This is a genomic window from Bradyrhizobium sp. RP6 (assembly GCF_003837805.1).
In the GTDB taxonomy this organism is placed as follows: domain Bacteria; phylum Pseudomonadota; class Alphaproteobacteria; order Rhizobiales; family Xanthobacteraceae; genus Bradyrhizobium.
Genome location: NZ_RQIT01000005.1, coordinates 17232 through 39200, shown reverse-complemented (window position 1 = coordinate 39200; position 21969 = coordinate 17232). Strand labels below are relative to the sequence as shown.

The following is a 21969-nucleotide window of genomic DNA, read 5'->3' as shown; positions in this document are numbered from 1 at the left end:
GCCGCGGCAGCCGGGTCCCCGATCAGGAGAGCACGTTGAGCGAGCAGCTTCACCCGAAAGCACCACACCATCTGCCATTCTACATCACCTCGCCTGGCGAAACAGACGGGTTGATGATCGTGACGGGAATCATCCTGATCGCGGCCGTTTTCGCGGTGGGGCTTTTGTACTGGCATTTGCACAGCCTGCCCGAGCGAATGGCGCACAAGACGCAGAAATTGCAGTTCGAGATCGTGGCCGTGCTGGGGCTTCTCGCCCTGTTCACGCACGAGCATCTGTACTGGATCGCGGCCCTGATGCTCGCGCTGATCGAGCTGCCGGACTTCGGAACCCCGCTGCGCAGCATCGCCGGCTCGGTGGAGAGGATCGCAGACAGCGCGTCACCGGTTGGTGCAAACGAGACGGCTGAGCCGTACACTGCGGCCGCCCCAGCAACGATCAGCCGGGAGGATCAGATCGTGGAGACCGACCAGAAGGTGCGCAGCCATGCTTGAGCTCATCATCTGCTCGCTCCTGACCATTCTTCCTGACTACCTCTATCGGCGCTTCGTCCAAGGCAAGCGACTCGGCAAGGAGATCACGCTGTTTTCCGTTTGGTACGAGTTGCGCTGGGGCATCACCGGCTGCCTGATGCTGACCGTGGCGCTGATCACCAGCGTCTTCTTCTTTCATCCGGCGACGTCAAACGCGGCATTGCTGTTCCGGACCGTCCCGATCCTGCCCGAGGGATCGGGACGTGTCGCCGAAGTTAATGTCGGCTACAGCCAGATCGTGAAGAAGGGCGACGTCCTCTTCAGGCTGGACAATTCCAAGCAGACAGCTGCGCTTGAAACGGCCAGGCGCAAGGTCGCCGAGATCGATGCTTCCATGGCGTCGGCGAAGGCCGACGTCGTCAAGGCCGAGGCGCAGATCCAGGAGGCCAGGGCCAGCTATCAGCAGGCCAAGGACGAACTCGAAGTCAAGTCGGAACTGCAGCGGCGCAATCCCGGCATCGTGCCGCAGCGCGATATTGAGAAGCTTCAGGTGGTGGTCGATCAGCGTCAGGCCGGTATTGACGCCGCGACCGCTGCGAAGGAATCGGCTGCCTTGCAGGTCTCGACGCTGCTGCCCGCGCAGAAGGCGAGCGCGGAAGCCTCGCTGGCGGAGGCGCAAGTGGATCTGGACAAGACCTTTGTCCGTGCTGGCATCGACGGACGTGTCGAGCAATTTCTCGTCCGCGCCGGCGATGTCGTCAATCAACTGATGCGCCCCGCGGGAATTCTGATTCCCGAGGGTTCCGGCCGAGAACGGCTGCAGGCCGGCTTCGGCCAGATCGAGGCAGGCGTGATGAAGGAGGGCATGGTCGCCGAGGCCACCTGCGTGTCTAGGCCGTGGGCCGTCATTCCCTTGGTCGTGACCGCGGTGCAGGACTATATCGCGGCCGGACAGTTTCGGACCGGAGAGCAGCTCATTGAGGCGCAGAACCTCGCCAAGCCGGGGACGATCCTGGTGTTCCTCGAGCCCCTCTACAAGGGGGGGCTTGATGGCGTGACGGCCGGCAGCACCTGCATCGTGAACGCGTACACCAGCAACCACGAAGAGATCGTCGACCCCAGGACTTCGACCGGAAGGCGGATCGTTCTTCATGCGATCGACGCGATCGGTTTCGTCCATGCACTGCTACTACGGATCCAGGCGCTGCTGCTGCCATTCAAGACTCTGATCTTCAGTGGTGGACATTAATTCAGAACGATCTGATCTGAAGGGAAACGATGAATGTCTGAGCTGAGAAAGTCGGCTGTCGCGCTGGCGCTTTCATTGTGTGCGACCCCTGCATTGACCGGACGCGCCGATGCGTTTGACCTGAACGGCGCCTGGGCCACGGGCGCCGATCAATGCGACAAGGTGTTTATTCGTGAGGGAGGCAAATTAGGCTTTACCGAGATGTCCGAAGTATACGGAGGTGGCTTCATCGTTGATGGCGATCAGCTCATCGGCAAGTTCGCTCGCTGCAAGGTCAAGGCCAGAAGGGACAGCGGCACGAGCATCAACCTGATCGCTGCCTGTGCTACCGACATCATGCTATCCAGCGTTCAGTTCAGCTTGAAGGCGTTGGACACGGACAGTATCGCCCGGCTGTTTCCGGGCATGGAAGACATGGAGGTCAGGTATCACCGCTGCGCGTCGCGATGAGATCACGTGGCCGCAGAGCTAGACGACATTAGGACTGGTGCGTCGTGCTCAAGATATGCTGTTATGAGTCCATTCGGCCGAGGTCTTCGGAGAAAGCATGAGTGGGCGCAAGCTCATTGCGTCGAGCAAGTCCCGGGCCGCCGCGATCGCGCTGTTGTGCCTCGGATTGGCTTGGTTGAGCGCTCGAGCCCAGCCTTCACATGCTGCCGGGCAGCCTGAGGTCAACCCGCGCGAACCCAGGCGCGTTCTATTGTTGCACTCCTTCGGGCGGGACTTCCTACCCTGGAGCGAATACGCCCGCAGCATCAAGACCAATCTCGAGCAGCGATCGCCGTGGCCGCTCGATTTTCAGGAGCATACGCTCCTGACCGCACGATTCACGGCGCCGGGTCCCGAAAGACCCTTCGTCGAGTATCTTCGATCGCTCTACCAGGGCCGTCCGCCTGACATCGTCATGAGCGTCGGGGGACCCGCCGCGGGTTTTGTGCAGAGGCACCGGGCGGAGTTGTTCCCGAATGCGCCGATGGTCCTCACAACGGTGGAACAACGCCTGATCGACCGGGCGAGCCTGACCGAGAAGGATACCGTTGTTTCGGTCCGCCACGACTTCGTCAGCGCATTCCGCAACGTTCTTCAGGTGTTGCCGGACACGCGTACGATCGCCGTCGTCATCGGTGCGTCCAAGCTGGAGCAATTTTGGCTCGAGGAAGTAAAGAAAGATGTCGGGGCGCTGGAGGATCGCGTCTCGTTCGTCTGGTACGGCGATCTGTCGTTCGACGAGATCTTGAACCGAGCCTCGGCGCTGCCGTCGCAAACGGTCCTGTTTTGGGGCCTCATGTCGGTCGACGCGGCTGGCGTGATTCATGACGGGGAGAATGCGCTGCATCGGCTTCGTTCCGTTGCGAACGCCCCCATCTTCTGTTTTGAGGAGTCCTTCTTTGGGCGCGATATCGTCGGCGGCCCCATGCATTCCATTCCCGAGCTTGGCCAGAAGACCGCCGATGCAGCGCTCCGGATCCTCGGCGGTGAACGGCCTGCAGACGTGAAGATCGAACCCATCGCCTATGCTGCGCCCAAATATGACTGGCGGGAAATGCAGCGGTGGGGAATCAGCGAGAGCAACCTGCCGCAAGGCAGCGAGGTCCTGTTTCGCGAGCCCGGCATCTGGGAGAAGTACCGCTGGCAGCTGGCGCTCATCGCGGCGGTGATCCTGATCCAGACAGGACTCATCAGCGGCTTGCTTCATGAGCGCCGGGGGCGGCGCTTGGCCGAGGTCGAATCCCGACAGCGTCTCGCCGAGCTCGCGCACGTCAACCGCTACTCCGCCGTCGGCGAGTTGACGGCGTCGATTGCCCACGAGCTGAACCAGCCCCTCGGTGCAATTCTGACCAATACGGAGACCGCGGAATTGATGCTGAAGGGCTCCGCGCCAGATCTCGAGGAAGTCCGCGAGATTCTCGCCGATATCAGGCGTGACGATCAGCGTGCCAGCGAGGTGATCCGCCGATTGCGCAGCGTCCTCAAGAAAGCGCCGTTCGAGATCCAGGACATCGAGCTGAAGGAAACGGTGCGGGAGGTGATGGGGTTTGTCGGCGATGTGGCCTCAGGACGCAAGATCGATCTGAGCTTTTATGGGCCGGCCGATACGGACCTGCACGTCAAGGGCGATCCCATCCAACTGCAGCAGGTCGTGCTCAATCTCATCCTCAATGCATTGGATGCCACTTCGGAGGTTGAGACAGGCAAGCGCGAGGTCAGCGTGATCATGGCCCGCGCCGGGAGTTTTGCCGAAATTCGCGTGGGAGACACGGGGCCCGGTATCGCGGTTGCCGACCTAAAGACCATCTTCGATCCGTTCTTCACCACTAAGCCGGAGGGCATGGGAATGGGGCTGGCGATCGCCCGGACGATCGTCGAGGCGCACCTCGGCACGATTGTCGCGGAAAATCAGCCATACGGCGGTGCACTGTTCACCGTTCGGCTCCCGCTCGCGAGCTAGTATCTCGCGTTGCAGCAGGCGACACTCTCGTTTCGTTGATTTTTGTCAATGAACGTCCCTCTCTCCGTCTCATGGTCTCGGCAGAACCGAGATGGAGGATGCGATGATCCGCTGCGGCAAGACGTTGATCGCGCTTGCGCTGTTGCTGGCTACGCCCGTTTGCGTGTCGGCCCAGACGGCCGACAAGCCCACCGCCCCCGCCCCGCAGGCGCAAGCGGCGAATTCGGCTGTACCGACGGCTGAGCTGCTGAAGCCCGAGCAACTAGAGGCTCTGGTTGCACCGATCGCGCTCTATCCGGACGAACTGCTTGCGAACGTGCTGGCCGCCTCGACCTATCCGCTGGAAATCGTGCAGGCCGATCGCTGGCTGAAGGAACGCAAGAATCTGAAAGGCGATGCGCTGAAGACGGAGGTGGACAAGCAGGGCTGGGACGACAGCGTCAAGGCACTGGCCAGCACTGCCGACGTCTTGACTATGATGAGCGATCAGCTCGACTGGACCAAGAAGCTCGGCGATGCCTTTCTGGCGCAGCAGCCCGACGTGATGGATGCGATCCAGCGCCTTCGCACCAAGGCCTACGACAACAAGAAGCTGGTGACCACCAAGCAGCAGAAGGTCAGCGTCCAGTCTCAGGAAGGCAAGCAGGTCGTCGTGATCCAGCAGGCAGATCCCGCAGCGATGTACGTGCCGTACTACGATCCGGCCACTGTCTATGGCAGCTGGCCCTATGCGGAGTACCCGCCATACTACTGGGGCTATCCGTCCTATATCGGTGCAGGAGTCGTAGCTGCAGGCATCGCGTTCGGCACGGCCTGGGCGATCGGACGCTGGGGCAATTACTGGGGCGGCGGCTGCAACTGGGGCAACCGCAACGTCTACGTCAATCATCGCACGACGAATATCGGCAATGGCTGGCAGCATAATCCCGCGCATCGGCAAGGGGTGCGCTACAGCAACAGCAACGTTCAGCAGCGCTTCGGCAACAACAACCTCAAGGCGGGCGCATCGGACCGGATGGACTTCCGCGGCCGTGACGGCAGCCAGGTGCTGCGTCCCAACCAGGGTGCAGGAGACCGGGCGGGGGATCGCGCAGGCGACCGCGCCGGAGACCGTGCAGGCGATCGCGCCGGCAATCGGGGCGACCGGCCCGGAGGCGGCGACCGTGCGGGTGCAGGGGACCGAGCCAAGGGTGGCGGTGACCGGTCCAAGGCTGCTGCCAAGGGCGGCGGCGATCGCGCGAAGGCCGCAAATCGCGGCGGCGGTGCAGCCAGCCGCGGCGGTGGCGGCAATCGCGGCGGCGCGATGAACGTCTCGTCCGCTCGATCGGCGGCCGCCGCGTCAGCGCGCGGACGATCCAGCATGGCGAGCATGCCGCGCGGCGGTGGCGGCGGACCGAGCATGGCCGGCCGGGGTGGCGGAGGCGGAATGGCGATGCGTGGCGGCGGCGGAGGCGGCTTCCGCGGCGGTGGCGGCGGCCGGCGTTCGGATGTCGCGCTGAAGCACGATATTGTCCTTCTCGGGCAGCTCGCCAACGGCCTCGGCTACTACCGCTTCAGCTATATCGGCAGCAACAAGGCCTATGTCGGTGTGCTGGCGCAGGAGGTCGCACAGGTCATGCCCGACGCCGTCACGCGCGGCAGTGACGGTTACCTGCGCGTCTATTACAAAAAGCTTGGGCTGACATTCCGCACCTACGGCGATTGGCTCGCCGGCGGCGCGAAGGTTCCGGCGGAGGTGATGCCATGATCGGCCTGAACGCGCTTCACCGTACGATATTGCCCGGCATCTTGGCGCTGACCCTGCTTGGCTCGGCGGCACAGGCACAGCAATCCTACAAGACGCCGGAGGACGCGGCTGCAGCGCTTGCGGCCGCAGTCAAGAGCGGCCCTCGCGACATCCTGAAAGTGCTCGGCAGCGCGGCAGAGGACATCGTTTTCTCCGGCGACGAGATCGCCGACAACGATATCCGCCAGCGCTTCACCTCGATGTATGACGCCAAGCACGGCATCAAGGCGGAGGGTAACAAGAGCGCGACCCTCATCCTGGGCCCAGACGATTTCCCGTTCCCGATTCCGCTGGTGAACGCCAAGGCGGGCTGGGAATTCGACACCGACGAAGGACGCATCGAGGTGCTTCGTCGTCGCATTGGACGAAACGAGCTCGACGCAATTCAGACCGCACTCGCGTTCGTCGATGCGCAGAACGAATATGCCGACAAGGACCGCGGCGAGGGGGTCGGCGTCTTTGCACAGCGCATCGTCTCATCGCCCGGCAAGAAAGATGGATTGTTCTGGCGCGACGACAGCGATCCGAGCCCGCTCGGAGCACTGGCCGCGCAGGCCTCGAGCGAGGGCTACAAGGCCGGTGAGGGAATGACGCCCTATCACGGCTATTACTTCCGCATTCTGAAGGCGCAGGGACCCGATGCTCCCGGAGGCGCCATGAACTACGTCGTCAAAGGCAAGATGATCGGCGGCTTCGCGCTGATTGCATGGCCGGCCGAATACGGCAATTCCGGCGTAATGACCTTCCTGGTCAATCATGCCGGAGTGGTCTACCAAAAGGATCTCGGCAAGCGCACCGACTTCGTGGCCAAGCGCCTGACGCTGTTTGATCCCGACCAGACCTGGAAGAAAGTCGATGCCACGAAACCGTGAGATGACCAGCGTCAGGCTGCGCTCGATCGGCCGCCTTGTCGCGATCGTGCTGTTCGCCGTCACCGTTCCGGCCGCTCCTTTGCTTGCGCAAGCTGCCGGTCATGTCCGGGTGAAGATCGTGAAGGCAGGCCTGCTGGTCGGCGGTGGTGCAGGCAATGGCGTATTGAGCTATCGCGGCCGCAGCTATCCCTTCCGCGTCACCGGCATAAGCCTAGGCATCACCGCCGGCGCCACGGCCAGTCGGCTGGAAGGCTGGGCCTCCGGCATCAGAGACGTCCGCGACTTCGCGGGCACCTATAGTTCGGTTGGCGGTGGTGGCGCTCTCGTCGGCGGTGTGGGTGGTGTTCACCTGCGAAACGACAACGGCGTCGTGATGGTCTTGCAAGGCCCCAAGGCGGGGTTGGAGATGGCCGCCAACCTCAGTGCTATCGTGATTTCATTGAAGTGAGGCCATCTACATTCTTTCTCCGTAGAGGCCTCTATCCACCTGATATGGTCCTCGCGCCAATGACCGCTTCCCTCTGACCACTGAACGGGCAATCCAAACCAAAACTGCGAGGGTGCGAAGAAAGCCATTTTCAGTCGGATAGGCCCAGTGGCGCGACCAGTAAGTCATTGATTGTTCTCAACCCGGGGCTGACTCTTAATCAGCGAGTCCCAGGTTCGAGCCCTGGTGCGCCCGATGGCTGCGCGGCCCTTTCTTTGTTTCTCTATCTTCACCCCATTCGATACAGCGCGCAGATCCAATGGGACAGGTCGATTACGTGCTTGTCGTACACTAGGATATTGGGGCGAACAAAACGGACAATCTGTTTTGCGGCTCGCCGCAAAGTATCGCTGAGGCATAGCCAGAATCGGATTGTTCGGAGCGCGGGGCTCATATCGCTTCCCCGCTACTACGTATGATCCGCCACTATGGTGGGCCTTTGGAAAGACTCCTCCGCCGACCAGTGCGGCCAGCTTTCCTTTCACCTCGACTTCGACGCCTTCCCAAAGGCCCTTCGGGTGGATAATGACGCGCTACGCAAAGCGACCTGAAGCCAGGGACAATGGTCCGCGGTCGTCCTCGCGTCTGCGTGGCTTGCCATCGTGCCGGCAGGCGCATCGACGGCCTCGATGTAGGGTGGTCCAGTGTTGCCAGATGAGTGAGATGGGGGAGGGGCCTTCCCGAGGGTAGCCAGTCTCGTCTCGACGCGCAACCGCTCTTGCTTCAGCGCAACGGGTTGATGACTTGGTCGGTCATGGGGATGCTCCTGTCTTGAATGAGGTTGTCGAACCCCTCGATCTCAAGACAGGACGCCCCGTTGCGCTATCGTCTTGCCTGTCGCCAGCCACAGTGCCCCACCGCGCGAGCGGTTTAGTCCATTGACCCGAAGCTAACTTTGTCATTGCCGACGTTCGGCAGGCGTTCGTTCGCAGATTCGTTGTGGGTTCGCAGGAGAGGTTCGACGACGGTTATTTAGAGCGCGCGCAGCGTGAAATCGGGGACCGCAAGTTCTTTCTGCCTATGGCAAGCAACGAAGTGTTCCGGCCCGGCTGCGTCGAGATGGGGCTGTTCCGCCCGGCATCGATCGATAGAGAACGGACACCGGCCGGCGAAACGGCAGCCGGGCGGCGGATCGACCGGAGACGGCGGCTCACCCTTGACCAGATATTTTGCAAGCCCAGAGTTCGCATGCCCAGATCATCGGTTTAGCCAATGCCGGCAACGATACTATTACGGCTCTGAAACAAGGTGCCGAGTTCGGCATTCAGCAAAACGGCCAGAAGACCGTCGGTCTTTTGATGCAGGTGACCGAGATACACTCGCTGGGGCTCAAGGCCTCGAAGGACCTTCAATTTGTGGAAGTCTTTTACTGGGACCAGAACGACGAAACGCGGGAGTTTTCGAAGCGCTTCTGGAAGGAGTACGGGCAACCTCCAACCCAGGTGCAGGCTGGTACGTACAGCGCCGCCATGCATTACCTGAAGTCTGTGAAGGCGGCAGGCGCGAAGGACGCAAAGTCGTCATGGCGAAGACGAAAGAGCTGCCGATCAACGATTTCATGACGAAGGATGTAGCTATTCGTGACGATGGGCGCGTGATCAGGAACATGTACCTTCTTGCGACCAAAGATCCTTCCGAGTCCAAGGGCGAGTGGGATCTTATGACAGTCGTTACAACAATACCCGGCAAGGACGCGTTTCGGCCGTTGGCAGATAGCGAGTGCCCTTTGGTTCAGCGAAAGCAATAGCTCGAGAGCTGTCTCGCGCTCCGCTTCGTCCCACAACAGAACCTCATGTTATTGATGCTAGCGGTGGAGCCGCCGTGCCGTCTTCGTGGCTGCTTGAACTGCAGCTGGAGAGGCGAGGGACCTTATCAGAGACGACTTGACGCTGGCTACATGGTCTCGCATCAGCATCTCGGCGCGCCAGGGCTCGCGCCGGAGCGATCACCCGGTAGTGCGGGGCGAGCGCCGGGATCTGGAAGCGCCAGGCGAAGTTGGTCTCGGGGAAACCGTGCAGGAGGACGACCGGGGGGGCCGGCTCCTGCCTCGAGGTAGAATTGCCTGATGCCGTTGGCCCGGCATGTAGTTCGACGAATGCTGGTCACCGATCTGATGCCCGGTACAAGGGTTCGAGCCGCGATCCTTGGTGAAGTCGGTCAGGACTGATTGCAGGCTTGGACGACGCTTTGTACGATTGCGTCGCAGCGGTAGCGAAAATGTCCGGCGTCGGACCGAATTTTGCCCTGGCGGCGGTTCCGTTGCCGGGAGAAAGTCCAAGACACGGTGGTGATGTTCGGGATTGTGTGGTCGAAACGACTGGTTCCAGAGCGAGAGGGAGGACCTGTAGCGTGAATATCACAGACCGAACGGACCGCCTCATGACCGCGCATCGGACAGCGAATACGTGAACGTGCGGGGGCTCCATCACGTTACGACCATCATCGGCGACGTACGTCATGCCGCCGACTTCTACGTGGGTGTGCTGGGGCTCAAGCGGGTCAAGAAGACCGTCTGCTATGACGACCCCGGCAGTTACCACGTGTACTACGGCGACAACGTGGGAAATCCGGGCACCGTGATAAGCACGCTCGCCTGGAACTGCGTGACGCCAGGGATGACCGGAGCCGGCGAGGTCGTGCAGACCGCCTTCCGCATCGCGCCGAATTCGCTGGACTGGTGGGCAGATCGGCTCGAATCCGTGGGTGTACCCAATCGAATGGAAGTATCGCTCTTCGGGGAGCGTGTGTTATGTTTCGCGGATCCCGATGGGACGCCGCTCTCGCTGATCGAGACATGGGAAGCAAAGTCGGAGCAAGCCGGCCAAGCCTCAATGGCCGATCGCGCGTTGCGCGGCCTTCATGGCGTTACGCTGAACGTCCGCGAGGAGGATGCGACGATCGACATCCTTCAGAAGGTGTTCGATTTCCAACTGGTCGCTCATCGGGAAGGAACCATGCGTTTCATGGCTCATGACGGCCCGGGCGGCACGATCACGTTGCGCATGATCGGGAAGTCGTCGCGGGGACGCCTCGGCGGGGGCACCATCCGGCACGTGGCTTTCCGCGCCAGGGATCTCGACGACCGAACGGCGATGGTCGAGAAGCTTCGGTCGACGTACGGCATCGTGGTAAGCGATCCCATCGAGCGAACCTACCTGAACGCGGTAGGCTTTCGCGCGCCCTGCGGCGTGCTTTTCGAAATTGCGACCGATGGTCCGGGATTTGCCGTCGACGAGGCGCCGGAGCGGCTGGGCCAGAAACTTCAGCTTCCCACATTTCTCGAAGAGCGCCGCGCCGAGCTGCTGGCGATCTTACCACCGCTCAATTGAACGGCCTGTTGACCGAGAGTTCGACCTTCCATGAAATCGGTAAGCCGCGGGCAGACGAAGTCGAGGAATACTTTCACGCGGAAAGGCAGCCGGGGGCCTCCGTGATAGAGCGCGTGCACTTGCTCTTCGTCGCCTGCGGTCCCCTCGAGCACTTCGACCAAGCGGCCGGCCGCCATATCATCGCGAATGTGATAGTCGGCGAGTCGGGCCAGGCCGATGCCCGCGATTGCCATTCGCCGCAAAGTTTGGGCGTTGTTCGCAAGCAGGGAGCCGCTGACCGCCCGGTCGACAATTCGCCCGCTCTCCTTCAGAGGCCAGACCGGTGCAGAGCGCCGGAAATTGAATCCCAGGCAGTTGTGACCGGAAAGATCCTCCACTCTTTTTGGCTCGCCCAAACGGTTAATGTAATCGGGAGATGCGACGATCCTTCTCTTGACGACCCCAATGCGTCGGGCGACCAGCGCAGAGTCCTGCAAGGGGCCGACGCGGAAGGCGACATCGGTTCGGTCGAGGTACAGATCGACGATCTCGTCGGAGAGCGAGAGGTCGACCACGATGTCAGGATGAGCTTCCCAAAAACCCGGGAGCAGGGGTTCGAGGCCGAGGATGCCGAAGGAAACGGTGACGTTGACGCGGATCGTCCCCCCGGCCGTCGCTGCGCCCCGAGATATGCCGCGCTCGATGCCATCGAGTTCGGCCAGCAGTGCAAGGCTCTTCTCATAGTACATCCGGCCTTCAGACGTCAGGCACAGCCTCCGCGTCGAACGCTCGAACAGCCGAACGCCGAGCCGTACCTCGATCCTTCCGATGAGCTTGCTGACGGTGGACGGCGTCATCAAGAGGCGCCGGGCCGCCTCGGAATAGCTCCCGGCTTCCACCACGCGGAGGAAGACCTGCATTTCGCCGATCCGATTATCCATCACCTGCCCATCTATGAAACCGTTTCACAGATAAAGTGGAATTGAGGCCGATTATCAAGCCCGGCAAATGTCACCTATCCTGGGTCATCGTTTCCTTTTCCGGACGATCTTCCGATTCGCGCGTCGCGGTCGGTAGCTGTCGGATCGGCGACTTGAACAAAGACGATTGTTTCGATAGACGCGGCCATGTGGTCCTTCGGTAAATATATCCAGCGGCGGATAGCTTTGTGACGCCAATGATGGAAGAGGCTGAAATTGAGTCCGGAGGCTTTTATGGTCTCCGCCTCAGTCAGCACCTCGGTATGGAAGGCGATTGCCTTCTGCGGATCCGTCGCGAGGGCGAGTTGGCGCTCGCAATGACCCGACTGACCTGCTCTCGCTTCGTTCGGGAACGGATGGCGGCCATTCCTTCCGAACCGGCCTTCAGCATCCTGCACCAGCTCGGCGATCTCGAGAGGCACTCTTGCTGGCTCGCCGGACGACCGAGGTATTCGGGCGCTTTCAGAGCGGGGACTGTCAGCGTGACCGACCTTCGCGACAATCCGCAATGCGAATTCAAGGGGCCGTTTGACGCAGTTCAATACTACGTTCCCCGGAAGGCTCTGGACGAGTTCGCTCGCGAGCATGGAGCCAAACCCGTCTCTACCCTCAAATGGAGCAGAGATCAGCGTGATCCGTTCCTGTCGACGCTGTCGAACGTTCTGCTCAGCGCGGTGGAGCAGGATCCGGCCACAAACCAGCTCTTCATCGACCAGATCGGGCTCAGTGTGCTCGCCCATGTCGCCCAGACCTACGGCGGCATGCGGCCGAGCGACGGGGTCTCAGGCGGAGGGCTGGCGCCGTGGCAGGAGCGACGGGCCAAGGAGATCATGCGGACGCGGCTTGCCAGCAACCTGACGATCGCCGACGTTGCCGCGGAATGCAAGTTGACGCCCAGCCACTTCGCGCGATCGTTCCGGCGCAGCACCGGGGTCGCGCCGCACGAATTCCTGTCTCAACTCCGGATCGATGAAGCCAAGCGCCTCATGCTGACCACGAAGCTTCCGCTCGCCGACATTGCGCTCATCTGCGGTTTCGGCGACCAGAGCTACTTCACCAGGGTGTTTTCCCGCAACGTCGGCGCAAGCCCCGGCGCCTGGCGACGGGCCCGGACCGACGGCTAGGTCCGGACGCGCCTCGTTTCAGGTGGGGTGGATCATATCGCGGGCATAGGCCAAACCGATCCCGTATCCGCCCGCATGAGATTCAACGATGGCGCGTGCGCCGTCGTACGTTTCGTGCCTTGTCCAATCGCGCTGCATCTCGAGCAGGACCTGGATCCAGGATGTCAGGCGAGCACCGGCGGCCTGCATCCGGCCGAGAGCCAATTCGTGGCTTGCAGTCGTGAGGCCTCCGCAGGCATCGCCGACGACATAGACTTCCAATCCGGCCGCCAGCGCCGAGAGCACCGCGAATGTCACGCACGCTTCGGTAAGCAGGCCCGAAACGATCAGGCGGCTTCGACCTGTGGCGAGGACGGCCTCACGCGCCTTGTCGTCCTCCCACACATTCATGCTGCGCCGGTCGATCGGCTCGATGCCAGGCAGCGCCGACTTAACGGCCGGCATCAGCGGCCCGCTGTACACCTTTGTCGCCGAGGTCGAGGCGACGACGGGCAGCCCGAACACCGTCGCGGTCTTGGCGAGCGCGACGACGTTGTTGATGAGAACCTGCCGGTCGATCGAACCCACGCCGAACGCCAGGCCAGCCTGTTGGTCGACCAGGAGCAGGGCACAGTCCTTCGGCTCGAGCAGATGAAGTGGATTCGGGGCCATCGACGTTCTCCGGTCAAACTTTCAGGAACGCGAGCAGGTCCGCATTGACCTGATCGGCGTGCGTCGTCGCGGTTGCGTGCGGCGCGCCCGGGTAGATCTTCAACTTGGCGCCCTTGATCATCTCCGCGGCCAGCTTACCCGTATAGGGAAGCGGTACGACCTGGTCGTCTTCGCCATGGATCACAGGGTCGGCACGTCGATCTTCGCCATGTCGGGCCGGAAATCTGTCTCCGAAAACGCGGTGACGCAGTCGATCGTCGCCTTGATCGAAGCTTGAAGTGCGACCTGCAAGGTTTGCTTGAAAATGCCCTGGGACACCTTCATGCCGTGGTTCGTGCCGTAGAAGAGGGGGCTGAAGTCGTCGAGGAATTGTGGGCGGTCCTTGACCAACCCGGCCTTGATGCCGTCGAACACCGACTTGTCGACGCCATCGTGATCCGCGGTCTTGACGAAGAGAGGCGTTACGGCACTGAGCAGAACGAACTTGGCGACCCGCGACGTCCCGTGGCGTGCCACGTAGTCCCGTGGCGTGCCACGTAGCGCGCGATGTCTCCGCCTCCCATGGAGAATCCGACGAGCGTCACATCCTTCAGGTCAAGATGCTTGACGAGATTGGCGATGTCGTCGGCGAAGGTGTCGTAGTCGTAGCCCGTCCAGGGCTGGCTCGACCGGCCAAAACCCCTGCGATCGAAGGCCACGGTCCGGTAGCCGTGCTCGGCGAAGAAGAGCATCTGCGCGTCCCACATGTCCGCGCTGAGCGGCCAGCCATGGCTGAACAGGATCGGCTTGCCGCTTCCCCAATCCTTGTAATAAAGCTCGGTACCATCCCGCAATTTCAGCAAGGCCATCGTTCGCTCCTGTGACGAGGTTATCAGGACCGGGACGTCATCCAGCGAGGTCGTCCGGCTCCCGTGCACACGGTCGCGGATGGAGCACAGATTAGCTTGGACTATCTGCGCGTGCTTTGGACATGCTGGCGATCTCGAACCGGGGCCACCGAGGGGACGTTCGGCAATTCGTCGCACCAGAATGAATGATCGGGCCGAAGTCCAAGCCGCGACGAAATCGTCCAAGCTCCGTCGGCGTTCAGGGTTCACGGTGCAGCTACTTGCAACACCCCCTTTTGCTGGATCGCCGATGTCGATCGCAAGGAGCCCATCAAATGTCGAAACTCGATATGCTCACCCCGGACAATAGCGCCATCGCACTGATCGACTATCAGCCGGCCATGTTCCAGGGTGTTCAGTCGCATGACCGCCTGGTCACGATCAACAATGTTCAGATCCTCGCCAAGGCCGCCAAGCTTTTCAGAATCCCGACGGTGCTGACCACCGTGGCGCGGGATTCGTTTTCCGGACCGTTCATTCCGGAAGTGACCTCGCTGTTTCCGAAGCACGACGTTATCGACCGCACGTCCATGAATTCCTGGCTCGATGCGAACTTCCGTAAGGCGGTGGCTGCCACCGGCCGCAAGAAATTCGTGCTGGCGGGACTTTGGACCGAGGCGTGTGTGATCTTCCCGACGTTGGACATGCTCAAGGAAGGCTTTGAGATCTACATCGCCGCCGATGCTTGCGGCGACCTCTCGCTGGAAGCGCACAACCGTGCAATGGAGCGCGCCATCCAGGCAGGCGCTGTTCCGATCACTTCATCGCAGTACGCCTACGAGCTTCAGCAGGACTGGGCGCGCACCGAGACTTACGAAGGAATGATGGACATTCAGCGTGCGCATTCACCTTACGGCATCCAGATCCGCTTCTCCAAATGGGCGCTGGGAGAGCACGCCTCCGAAGGCGGCGCGAAAACCGGTTAGACCTCCTCAAAGCAATAGCGGTCATGAAAATCTATCTGTTGTCCCTTGGCGCCGGCCTTTTGGTCGGCGTCATCTATAGCCTCTTGGATGTGCGTTCGCCGGCCCCGCCGCTGGTCGCTCTGGTCGGGCTGCTTGGCATCCTCGCCGGCGAACAGATCGTTCCCGTCGCCCGGCAATTGATTTCGGGGCACGGGCTCGCATCGGCCTGGCAACAGGCCAAGTGCGCTCCGCACATGTTCGGGATGCTGCCCGGACGTCAAAGCTACCGATCACGAAACGTCGCGTCGGCGGAAGGCCTGGAGAAACACTCATGAGCTCGGCACCGGACGTCATTCTGCACCGTGGCTTGTTCACGACACTCGATCGCTCGAATCCGACGGCTTCGGCTGTCGCCATCGCAGACGGCCGGTTCGTCGCTGTTGGGCACGACCATAAGGTGATTAAGCTCGCTGGGCCCGCCACGAAACTCGTCGATCTCAGGGGCCATCGGGTGCTGCCCGGCCTGATCGACAACCACCTCCACATCATTCGCGGCGGCCTGAACTTCAACATGGAACTCCGCTGGGACGGCGTGCGTTCGCTCGCCGACGCCATGGGCATGTTGAAGCGGCAAGTCGCCGTCACGCCGCCGCCGCAATGGGTGAGGATGGTCGGCGGGTTCACTGAACACCAGTTCGTGGAAAAGCGGCTTCCGACCATCGACGAGCTCAATGCCGCCGCTCCGGATACGCCGGTCTTCCTGCTGCACCTCTACGACCGGGCTATCCTGAACGGCGCTGCGTTGCGGGCTGTCGGCTATACCAAGGATACGCCCGAACCGCCGGGCGGCGAAATCATGCGCGACGCAAGGGGCAATCCCACGGGTCTTCTGCTCGCGAAACCCAACGCCAACATCCTCTACGCGACGCTCGCGAAGGGACCGAAACTCCCCTTCGACTACCAGGTCAACTCGACGCGACATTTCATGCGGGAATTGAACCGGTTGGGCGTGACCGGCGCGATCGATGCCGGCGGAGGATTCCAGAACTATCCGGACGACTATGCGGTCATTCAGAAGCTGAGCGATGAAGGCCTCCTGACGATACGGCTCGCATATAATCTCTTCACCCAGAAGCCCAAGGGCGAGAAGGAAGACTTCCTCAACTGGACGAAGACGTCGAAGTACAAGCAGGGCGACGACTATTTCCGTCATAACGGCGCAGGCGAGATGCTGGTGTTCTCGGCCGCGGACTTCGAGGATTTCCGCGTCGCCCGTCCGGATATGCCGCCGGAGATGGAGGGTGAGCTCGAGGAGGTCGTTCGCGTCCTGGTCCAGAACAAGTGGCCATGGCGGCTGCACGCGACCTACGACGAGACGATCTCGCGGGCGCTGGACGTCTTTGAGCGGGTCAACCAGGACATGCCGTTGGAAGGGCTGCACTGGTTCTTCGACCACGCCGAAACGATCTCGGACCCGTCGATCGACCGCATCGCGGCGCTGGGCGGCGGCATCGCCGTGCAGCACCGGATGGCCTACCAGGGCGAATACTTCGTCGAGAGATACGGGGCGGGGGCTGCCGAAGCGATGCCGCCGGTCAAGAAGATCATCGACAAGGGTGTCAAGGTGTCGGCCGGCACCGATGCGACCCGGGTGGCGTCCTACAATCCCTGGGTCTCGCTGTCCTGGCTCGTGACCGGGCGAACCGTCGGCGGATTGCGGATCACGCCGCAACGCAACTGCCTGGACCGCGAGACCGCGCTGCGGATGTGGACCGAGAACGTCACCTGGTTCTCGAACGAGGAGGGCAAGAAGGGACGCATCCAGGTCGGCCAGCTCGCGGACCTCGTCGTTCCCGATCGCGACTACTTCTCCTGCAGCGAGGCCGAGATCGCCGACACGACGGCACTGCTGACCATGGTCGGCGGCCGGATCGTGTACGGAGCCGGAGACTTCTCGAAACTGGAGGCGGTCACGCCGCCGCCGGCAATGCCGGACTGGTCGCCCGTCCGCCGCTTCGGTGGCTACGCCGCCTGGGCGGATGACAAGGCGAACGGGAAGCAAGGCAGTCTGGCGATGCGCGCCATGCAGGCGTGCGGCTGCTCGAATTCCTGTGGCGTGCACGGGCACGATCATGCGTCGGCCTTTACGAGCCGCTTGCCGGTCTCGGACCTCAGGAGCTTCTGGGGTGCTCTCGGATGCGCGTGCTGGGCGGTTTGACATGGCGTCCGGCACGACCCCAAGCTGGATCGCCCGGATCCTGCGCTGGCGCTCCTGGGGCATGCGGCCCGTCTTGCCCTCGTCTCCGCCTACATCCTCGGCGGTTTCGCGAAACTATTCGACCTCCCGGGCGCGATCGCCGAACAGGAGCATTTCGGGCTAAGTCCGAGATGGTTATGGGCCTCGGCCGCGATCGCAATCGAACTTGGCGGCTCTCTGCTCGTGGTGCTCAACAGGCTGGTCTGGCTCGGAGCGGGCGGGCTCGGCGTTCTGACCTTCGTGGCGATGCTCACGGCAAACGCCTTCTGGACCATGAACGGTCACGAACGGTTCATCGCCACCAACAGCTTCTTCGAACATCTCGGACTTATCGCGGGACTGGTCGTCGTCGCGATCATGTCCGAGCCAACCTCTTGCCGCCCGGCCGTCGTTGGGCCATCGACAATCGTCCAAGGAGCTTCCCGATGAAATTGACCAGATCGATCTTGCTTTGGGGCGCCGTTGTCGCGGTCGCTGCGGTCGGACCTGCCGTTGCCAAGGAGCCGGCGAAGAAAGACACGCTGGTTGCCGTCGCCCCGCAATACGACACCACCCACGTCTATGTCGCGCCCGAGGATGTCGACAAGTTCGTCAGCAGCTTTCTTGCGACCTTCGGCGGCAAGAGCACCAAGCAGGTCGTCGCCACGGTGACGCCGACGTCGAGCAGCACGACATCGCAACTGCTTCAGACGCCGGTTGGCACCGTGTCTCTGTTCGGCTTCAAGACTCTGATCCCGTATCCGTTTGGCGCGGAACGCAACGGCTATCTGGTCACCGACATCGACGTGGCGATCAGGCAGGCCCGTGCCGCCGGTGCCGATGTGATCGTATCCACGTTCCCCGATCCGATCGGACGGGACGCTGTTATCCAATGGCCGGGCGGCGTCAACCTGCAGATCTACTGGCACACCACCAAGCCCGATTACGCCGCCTTCGAGCATGTCCCGGAAAACCGCGTCTACGTTTCAGCGGATCGGGCAGCGGCCTTCACGCGCAGCTTCCTTGCCTTCTCGCATGGCAAGGTGGTTTCCGACGAAGCCAAGGCGCCGGGCGTCGAGATCGGGCGGCCCGATGCGACCTTCCGCCGGATCAGGATCGAGTCCGCCTTTGGGAAAATGGCCGTTCTGGTCACCGATGGTCATCTGCCCTATCCGTACGGGCGGGAGACGACGGGCTATGAAGTCGCCGATTTGACTGCCACTCTCGCAAAGGCCAAGGAGTCCGGAGCAACCGTGCTCGTCGAACCCTACACATCGGAGGGCCGCTCCGCGGCTATCGTGATGTTCCCGGGGGGCTACATCGCCGAAGTCCATTCTCTGGCGCAGAAGAGCGCGGCGCAAGCCAGCGGCAAATGAGGTGACATTGGTCGGGTCGCGTCGAGCCTTTTTGCGCAGCCTCCGGATCGGGCTTGCGCTGGCAAGCTTCGGTGTCGGGGCCGACTGTGCTCGCGCGGCCGACGAGAACGTTGCATCTTCGAAGCGGCCCGCGATCCAGGCGAACCGATGGGCCGAGGACTGGTCGGTCCTCGCCGATCCGAGACTGCGTACCGAACCGTTCGATGGTCTCAAGTACATTCCGTTGTGGGCAACGGATCCGAAGAGCTACATCTCGCTCGGCGCCACCCTGCGCGAGCGCTTCGAGACGAACGATGCTGCAGGCTTCGGGACAGGCAAAACGCCGGGCGACAGCTACCTGCTGCAGCGTCTGCAGATCCATGCCGACGTCCACTTCAACGAGAACTGGCGCGCCTTCGTTCAGCTGGAGGACGACCGCGCCTTCGACAAGAAGAGCATTTCTCCGGTGGATCAGGATCGCCTCGACCTCCGCCTGGCCTTCGTCGAGTACGTCAATACGTTCGGCAGTAGCACTCTGAAGGTCCGCGCCGGCCGCCAGGACTTCGCATTCGACCTGCAACGCTTCGTGTCGTCGCGAGATGGACCGAACGTGCGCCAATCCTTCGACGCGCTGTGGGCGGATTGGGAGACTGGCGACTGGCGCTTCATCGGATTTATGAGCCGCCCTGTGCAGTATTTCGATGTTCGCCCCTTCGACGATACCTCGAACGACAGCTTCCGCTTCAGCACGTTACGCGTCGAGCGCAAGGTCTTCGGGGATGACGAGCTGTCGGGCTATTACTCGCTGTACGAGCGGAGCAGCGCCAAATATCTGGATGCCTCGGGAGAAGAGCACCGTCATGTCTTCGACGTGAGGTTCGCGGGCAAGAAGAGCGGGTTCGACTGGGACCTGGAAGCCATGGGACAGGTGGGTCAAGTCGGCACGACGGATATCTGTGCGTGGGCTGTCGGCGCGCGAACCGGCTATACGATGGCCGGCACGATCTGGCAGCCACGCCTCGGCCTCCAATTCGACGCCGGCTCGGGCGATCATCATCCCGGGGATGGGACGGTCGGGACGTTCAATCCCTTGTTCCCGAACGGCTACTACTTCACGCTGGCGGGCTATGCGAGTTACGCCAACATCCTGCACCTCAAGCCATCGATCACCGTCAGCCCCATCGACCGTTTGAAGGTCATGGCCGCGGTCGGGCTGCAGTGGCGGGAAACCACTGCGGACGCGATCTATGTGCAGCCCAATGTGCCGATCGCGGGGACCGCAGGCAGGGGCAGCAACTGGATCGGGTCCTACGGCCAGCTCCGCCTCGATTACGCGTTCAACGACCACCTCACTGGCGCCGTCGAAGCGGTGCACTTCGACGTGGGCGACACGATCATCCGCGCTGGTGGGCACACCAGCAATTATCTCGGTGTCCAGCTCCAATATGGTTGGTAACATGTCTCGACAGATCCTCGCGCTTCCACTTCTGATGAGCCTCAATGCGGGGCTCGTGGACACCGCCGGATTCCTGGCGCTTCAGGGTCTGTTCACGGCGCATGTGACCGGCAATTTTGTCACCTTCGGCGCCGCGATGGTGCAGGGGACGTCTGGCGGCCTCGCCAAGCTGCTCGCGCTCCCTGTTTTCTGCCTCGTCGTGGTTGGCACCCGAATGTTCAGCTTCTTGCTTCCCTCTATCGGACTGCCGATCTTCCGCTCCATGCTGGCGTTGAAGGTGCTCCTGCTGGCGCTGGGAGGGGCACTTGCGGTACACTACGGCCCGTTCCTCAAAGGTGACAGCGTTCAGGCGATCTGCACCGGCATGGTCCTGGTTGCGGCGATGGCAATTCAGAATGCTGCGCACCGCATCCACATGGGGACGGAGCCGCCAAGCACGTTGATGACCGGCACCACGACTCAAATCATGATTGATGTGGCCGACGTGATGCGTGGCGCGCCGACCGCAGTGCTCTCGGTGGCGAAGCCGCGCCTCGGCAAGATGGCAGCGAGTGTGGTGGCGTTCGCGGTAGGTTGCGCTGCCGGCGCATGCCTTTATGCGACGCTCGGGACCTGGTGTTTCGTCCTTCCGCCGGTGATCGCCCTACCTGCTGTGTTTCTGGCACCCACCGAACCGAAATGAGACTGCGGCGGAATGGGTCTAGCAGGTGACTCTCGCGAGACCATGCTTGTTGGGTTGATGCCTGTGGGTCTGCCGGAGGCAGAGCAAGCAGTTCACATGGAAACAGACCCATCGCCCCGTTCGTATCCCAAGTCGGCCTCGCTCGTGCGACGAGCCGGACCGAAAGAGACGCGCTTTGCTTGCTTTTCTTCTTTTTGTTTCGAGCTCTGCTGAGGCAGAGGCGATCGCATACGAGTTGTCGAGCGACGAGCGAGGCGCAGTGTTGTCGCTCACTTGCCGCCGGTGACATCCAGGAATGTGCCGGTAACGAACGAGGCCTCGGCACCGGCCAGCCACAGGATTGCGCGCGCCACCTCTTCAGGCTGGCCACCCCGCCCCATCGGAATCGAGTCCTTGACACGATCTACTCGGCCCGGCTCTCCGCCGCTTGCGTGCATCTCGGTGTATATGTGCCCGGCGCGAATGCAATTGACGCGGATTCCCTCCCGCGCGACCTCCTTTGCGAAACCCGTCGTGAATGTCTCAAGAGCGCCTTTTGACGCGGCGTAGTCGACATATTCGCCGGGACTGCCTAGACGCGCCGACGCCGAAGAGATGTTGACCACGGAGCCGCCCCGCCCGTTGTGACGATAGGACATCCGCTTCGCGGCCTGCTGTGCGCAGAGAATGGGGCCTATCGCGTTGACGGCGAAGATCCGCTGCATACGCTCGAACCCGAGATCCTCCAGCCGGGACTGCTGCGCAACGACCGCTGCGTTGTTGACGAGCACATCGATCCGGCCGAACTCTCGGTCGATTGCCGCGAAGAGCTGTGCCACCTGTTCCGGATCCGCACTATCCGCGCGGACAGCCAACGCCCGGCGTCCCGCAGCTCGCACATCAGCGGCTATTGCACGAGCAGCAGCTTCGTTGGAAATAAAGCTTATTGCGACATCGTAGCCTTGTGCGGCAGCAAGCCGCGCAGTCGCCGCGCCGACCCCACGGCTTCCACCGGTTATGAGAATGAGCGGCTCCTGCGAGGTGATATCCACTTAGCGTACTCCTTTGACAGATGATCCAGGGCTGCAAC

Annotated in this window: 24 protein-coding genes and 1 pseudogene; 17 read left to right on the top strand and 8 right to left on the bottom strand. The window is 62.1% G+C overall.

What is annotated here, in order from left to right:
* The first annotated feature begins 35 nt into the window (after positions 1–35).
* The 7 genes from EHH60_RS12955 to EHH60_RS12925 all read left to right on the top strand — a co-directional run bounded on the left by EHH60_RS12955 (position 36) and on the right by EHH60_RS12925 (position 7277).
* Positions 36–494, top strand: coding sequence for a hypothetical protein (locus EHH60_RS12955; protein WP_245454482.1), 459 nt, complete (start codon positions 36–38; stop codon positions 492–494).
* A complete protein-coding gene (locus EHH60_RS12950; protein WP_124159856.1) occupies positions 487–1722 on the top strand; it encodes an HlyD family secretion protein in 1236 nt (411 codons plus the stop codon). The genes EHH60_RS12955 and EHH60_RS12950 overlap by 8 nt, the downstream gene beginning before the upstream one ends.
* A 33-nt stretch (positions 1723–1755) precedes the next feature.
* Positions 1756–2172 carry a hypothetical protein gene (locus EHH60_RS12945; protein WP_245454481.1) on the top strand — a complete coding sequence of 139 codons (417 nt, stop codon included), beginning with the start codon at positions 1756–1758 and terminating at the stop codon, positions 2170–2172.
* 97 nt (positions 2173–2269) lie between these two features.
* Positions 2270–4171 carry a sensor histidine kinase gene (locus tag EHH60_RS12940; protein WP_124159855.1) on the top strand — a complete coding sequence of 634 codons (1902 nt, stop codon included), beginning with the start codon at positions 2270–2272 and terminating at the stop codon, positions 4169–4171.
* 103 nt (positions 4172–4274) lie between these two features.
* Positions 4275–5918 (top strand): DUF3300 domain-containing protein, encoded by a 1644-nt coding sequence (locus EHH60_RS12935; protein WP_199751462.1) that lies wholly within the window; start codon positions 4275–4277, stop codon positions 5916–5918.
* Positions 5915–6829 carry a DUF2950 domain-containing protein gene (locus EHH60_RS12930; RefSeq protein ID WP_124159853.1) on the top strand — a complete coding sequence of 305 codons (915 nt, stop codon included), beginning with the start codon at positions 5915–5917 and terminating at the stop codon, positions 6827–6829. The genes EHH60_RS12935 and EHH60_RS12930 overlap by 4 nt, the downstream gene beginning before the upstream one ends.
* A gap of 1 nt (position 6830) precedes the next feature.
* Positions 6831–7277, top strand: coding sequence for a hypothetical protein (locus EHH60_RS12925; protein WP_245454480.1), 447 nt, complete (start codon positions 6831–6833; stop codon positions 7275–7277).
* Between the two features lie 1011 nt (positions 7278–8288).
* Here EHH60_RS12925 and EHH60_RS12920 read toward each other — a convergent pair.
* Positions 8289–8480, bottom strand: a complete 192-nt coding sequence (locus tag EHH60_RS12920; RefSeq protein ID WP_502697407.1) for an oligopeptide/dipeptide ABC transporter ATP-binding protein — start codon at positions 8478–8480, stop codon at positions 8289–8291.
* Between the two features lie 5 nt (positions 8481–8485).
* Here EHH60_RS12920 and EHH60_RS12915 point away from each other — a divergent pair, with 5 nt between their 5' ends.
* Together EHH60_RS12915 and EHH60_RS12900 are read left to right on the top strand one after the other, a co-directional pair.
* Positions 8486–8878 (top strand): ABC transporter substrate-binding protein, encoded by a 393-nt coding sequence (locus EHH60_RS12915; RefSeq protein ID WP_158626731.1) that lies wholly within the window; start codon positions 8486–8488, stop codon positions 8876–8878.
* Positions 8879–9721: 843 nt separating this feature from the next.
* Positions 9722–10645, top strand: coding sequence for a ring-cleaving dioxygenase (locus EHH60_RS12900; protein WP_124159849.1), 924 nt, complete (start codon positions 9722–9724; stop codon positions 10643–10645).
* Here the strand turns inward: EHH60_RS12900 and EHH60_RS12895 are convergent.
* Positions 10579–11565 (bottom strand): LysR substrate-binding domain-containing protein, encoded by a 987-nt coding sequence (locus tag EHH60_RS12895; RefSeq protein ID WP_124159848.1) that lies wholly within the window; start codon positions 11563–11565, stop codon positions 10579–10581. The two genes, EHH60_RS12900 and EHH60_RS12895, sit on opposite strands and share 67 nt — an antisense overlap.
* A 74-nt stretch (positions 11566–11639) precedes the next feature.
* On the bottom strand, positions 11640–12026 hold the full coding sequence (locus EHH60_RS38025) for a hypothetical protein (RefSeq protein WP_245454479.1): 387 nt from the start codon (positions 12024–12026) through the stop codon (positions 11640–11642).
* 60 nt (positions 12027–12086) lie between these two features.
* Between EHH60_RS38025 and EHH60_RS12890 the strand changes: the two genes are divergently transcribed.
* Positions 12087–12728: a helix-turn-helix domain-containing protein gene (locus tag EHH60_RS12890; protein ID WP_245454478.1), complete on the top strand. Its 642-nt coding sequence runs from the start codon at positions 12087–12089 to the stop codon at positions 12726–12728.
* An 18-nt stretch (positions 12729–12746) separates the two neighbouring features.
* Here the strand turns inward: EHH60_RS12890 and EHH60_RS12885 are convergent, their stop codons facing one another.
* From EHH60_RS12885 to EHH60_RS38780, 4 genes are read right to left on the bottom strand one after another with little or no spacing between them, the layout of a single operon-like run.
* Positions 12747–13379, bottom strand: a complete 633-nt coding sequence (locus EHH60_RS12885; protein WP_124159847.1) for a hydrolase — start codon at positions 13377–13379, stop codon at positions 12747–12749.
* A gap of 13 nt (positions 13380–13392) precedes the next feature.
* Positions 13393–13563 (bottom strand): alpha/beta fold hydrolase, encoded by a 171-nt coding sequence (locus EHH60_RS38790; RefSeq protein WP_502697404.1) that lies wholly within the window; start codon positions 13561–13563, stop codon positions 13393–13395.
* Positions 13560–13793: a hypothetical protein gene (locus tag EHH60_RS38785; RefSeq protein WP_502697403.1), complete on the bottom strand. Its 234-nt coding sequence runs from the start codon at positions 13791–13793 to the stop codon at positions 13560–13562. Before EHH60_RS38785 ends, EHH60_RS38790 begins: the two co-directional genes overlap by 4 nt.
* A gap of 47 nt (positions 13794–13840) precedes the next feature.
* Positions 13841–14227 carry an alpha/beta fold hydrolase gene (locus EHH60_RS38780; protein WP_502697402.1) on the bottom strand — a complete coding sequence of 129 codons (387 nt, stop codon included), beginning with the start codon at positions 14225–14227 and terminating at the stop codon, positions 13841–13843.
* A 314-nt stretch (positions 14228–14541) separates the two neighbouring features.
* On the opposite strand from EHH60_RS38780, the gene EHH60_RS12875 reads away from it, so the two are divergent.
* The 7 genes and pseudogenes from EHH60_RS12875 to EHH60_RS12845 all read left to right on the top strand — a co-directional run bounded on the left by EHH60_RS12875 (position 14542) and on the right by EHH60_RS12845 (position 20900).
* Positions 14542–15192: a hydrolase gene (locus EHH60_RS12875; RefSeq protein WP_124160081.1), complete on the top strand. Its 651-nt coding sequence runs from the start codon at positions 14542–14544 to the stop codon at positions 15190–15192.
* 23 nt (positions 15193–15215) lie between these two features.
* Positions 15216–15506, top strand: coding sequence for a XapX domain-containing protein (locus EHH60_RS12870; RefSeq protein WP_124159846.1), 291 nt, complete (start codon positions 15216–15218; stop codon positions 15504–15506).
* Complete coding sequence (locus tag EHH60_RS12865; RefSeq protein WP_124159845.1) at positions 15503–17389, top strand: amidohydrolase; 1887 nt, start codon at positions 15503–15505, stop codon at positions 17387–17389. The genes EHH60_RS12870 and EHH60_RS12865 overlap by 4 nt, the downstream gene beginning before the upstream one ends.
* A gap of 1 nt (position 17390) precedes the next feature.
* A pseudogene (locus tag EHH60_RS12860) lies at positions 17391–17857 on the top strand (DoxX family protein).
* Positions 17854–18783 (top strand): VOC family protein, encoded by a 930-nt coding sequence (locus tag EHH60_RS12855; protein ID WP_124159844.1) that lies wholly within the window; start codon positions 17854–17856, stop codon positions 18781–18783. The pseudogene EHH60_RS12860 and the gene EHH60_RS12855 overlap by 4 nt, the downstream one beginning before the upstream one ends.
* 31 nt (positions 18784–18814) lie before the next feature.
* On the top strand, positions 18815–20218 hold the full coding sequence (locus EHH60_RS12850) for an alginate export family protein (protein ID WP_199751461.1): 1404 nt from the start codon (positions 18815–18817) through the stop codon (positions 20216–20218).
* A gap of 1 nt (position 20219) precedes the next feature.
* Positions 20220–20900: a YoaK family protein gene (locus EHH60_RS12845; RefSeq protein ID WP_124159842.1), complete on the top strand. Its 681-nt coding sequence runs from the start codon at positions 20220–20222 to the stop codon at positions 20898–20900.
* 269 nt (positions 20901–21169) lie between these two features.
* On the opposite strand, the gene EHH60_RS12840 is transcribed toward EHH60_RS12845, so the two are convergent.
* Positions 21170–21931 carry an SDR family oxidoreductase gene (locus tag EHH60_RS12840; protein WP_124159841.1) on the bottom strand — a complete coding sequence of 254 codons (762 nt, stop codon included), beginning with the start codon at positions 21929–21931 and terminating at the stop codon, positions 21170–21172.
* Positions 21932–21969 lie beyond the last annotated feature (38 nt).

Bases quoted from the DNA above. Each gene is read 5' to 3' on its own strand.
- EHH60_RS12950 (WP_124159856.1), top strand. From the start codon at position 487: ATGCTTGAGCTCATCATCTGCTCGCTCCTGACCATTCTTCCTGACTAC.
- EHH60_RS12945 (WP_245454481.1), top strand. From the start codon at position 1,756: ATGTCTGAGCTGAGAAAGTCGGCTGTCGCGCTGGCGCTTTCATTGTGT.
- EHH60_RS12940 (WP_124159855.1), top strand. From the start codon at position 2,270: ATGAGTGGGCGCAAGCTCATTGCGTCGAGCAAGTCCCGGGCCGCCGCG.
- EHH60_RS12935 (WP_199751462.1), top strand. From the start codon at position 4,275: ATGATCCGCTGCGGCAAGACGTTGATCGCGCTTGCGCTGTTGCTGGCT.
- EHH60_RS12930 (WP_124159853.1), top strand. From the start codon at position 5,915: ATGATCGGCCTGAACGCGCTTCACCGTACGATATTGCCCGGCATCTTG.
- EHH60_RS12925 (WP_245454480.1), top strand. From the start codon at position 6,831: ATGACCAGCGTCAGGCTGCGCTCGATCGGCCGCCTTGTCGCGATCGTG.
- EHH60_RS12895 (WP_124159848.1), bottom strand. From the start codon at position 11,565: ATGGATAATCGGATCGGCGAAATGCAGGTCTTCCTCCGCGTGGTGGAA.
- EHH60_RS12885 (WP_124159847.1), bottom strand. From the start codon at position 13,379: ATGGCCCCGAATCCACTTCATCTGCTCGAGCCGAAGGACTGTGCCCTG.
- EHH60_RS38780 (WP_502697402.1), bottom strand. From the start codon at position 14,227: ATGGCCTTGCTGAAATTGCGGGATGGTACCGAGCTTTATTACAAGGAT.
- EHH60_RS12875 (WP_124160081.1), top strand. From the start codon at position 14,542: ATGTCGAAACTCGATATGCTCACCCCGGACAATAGCGCCATCGCACTG.
- EHH60_RS12870 (WP_124159846.1), top strand. From the start codon at position 15,216: ATGAAAATCTATCTGTTGTCCCTTGGCGCCGGCCTTTTGGTCGGCGTC.
- EHH60_RS12865 (WP_124159845.1), top strand. From the start codon at position 15,503: ATGAGCTCGGCACCGGACGTCATTCTGCACCGTGGCTTGTTCACGACA.
- EHH60_RS12855 (WP_124159844.1), top strand. From the start codon at position 17,854: ATGAAATTGACCAGATCGATCTTGCTTTGGGGCGCCGTTGTCGCGGTC.
- EHH60_RS12845 (WP_124159842.1), top strand. From the start codon at position 20,220: ATGTCTCGACAGATCCTCGCGCTTCCACTTCTGATGAGCCTCAATGCG.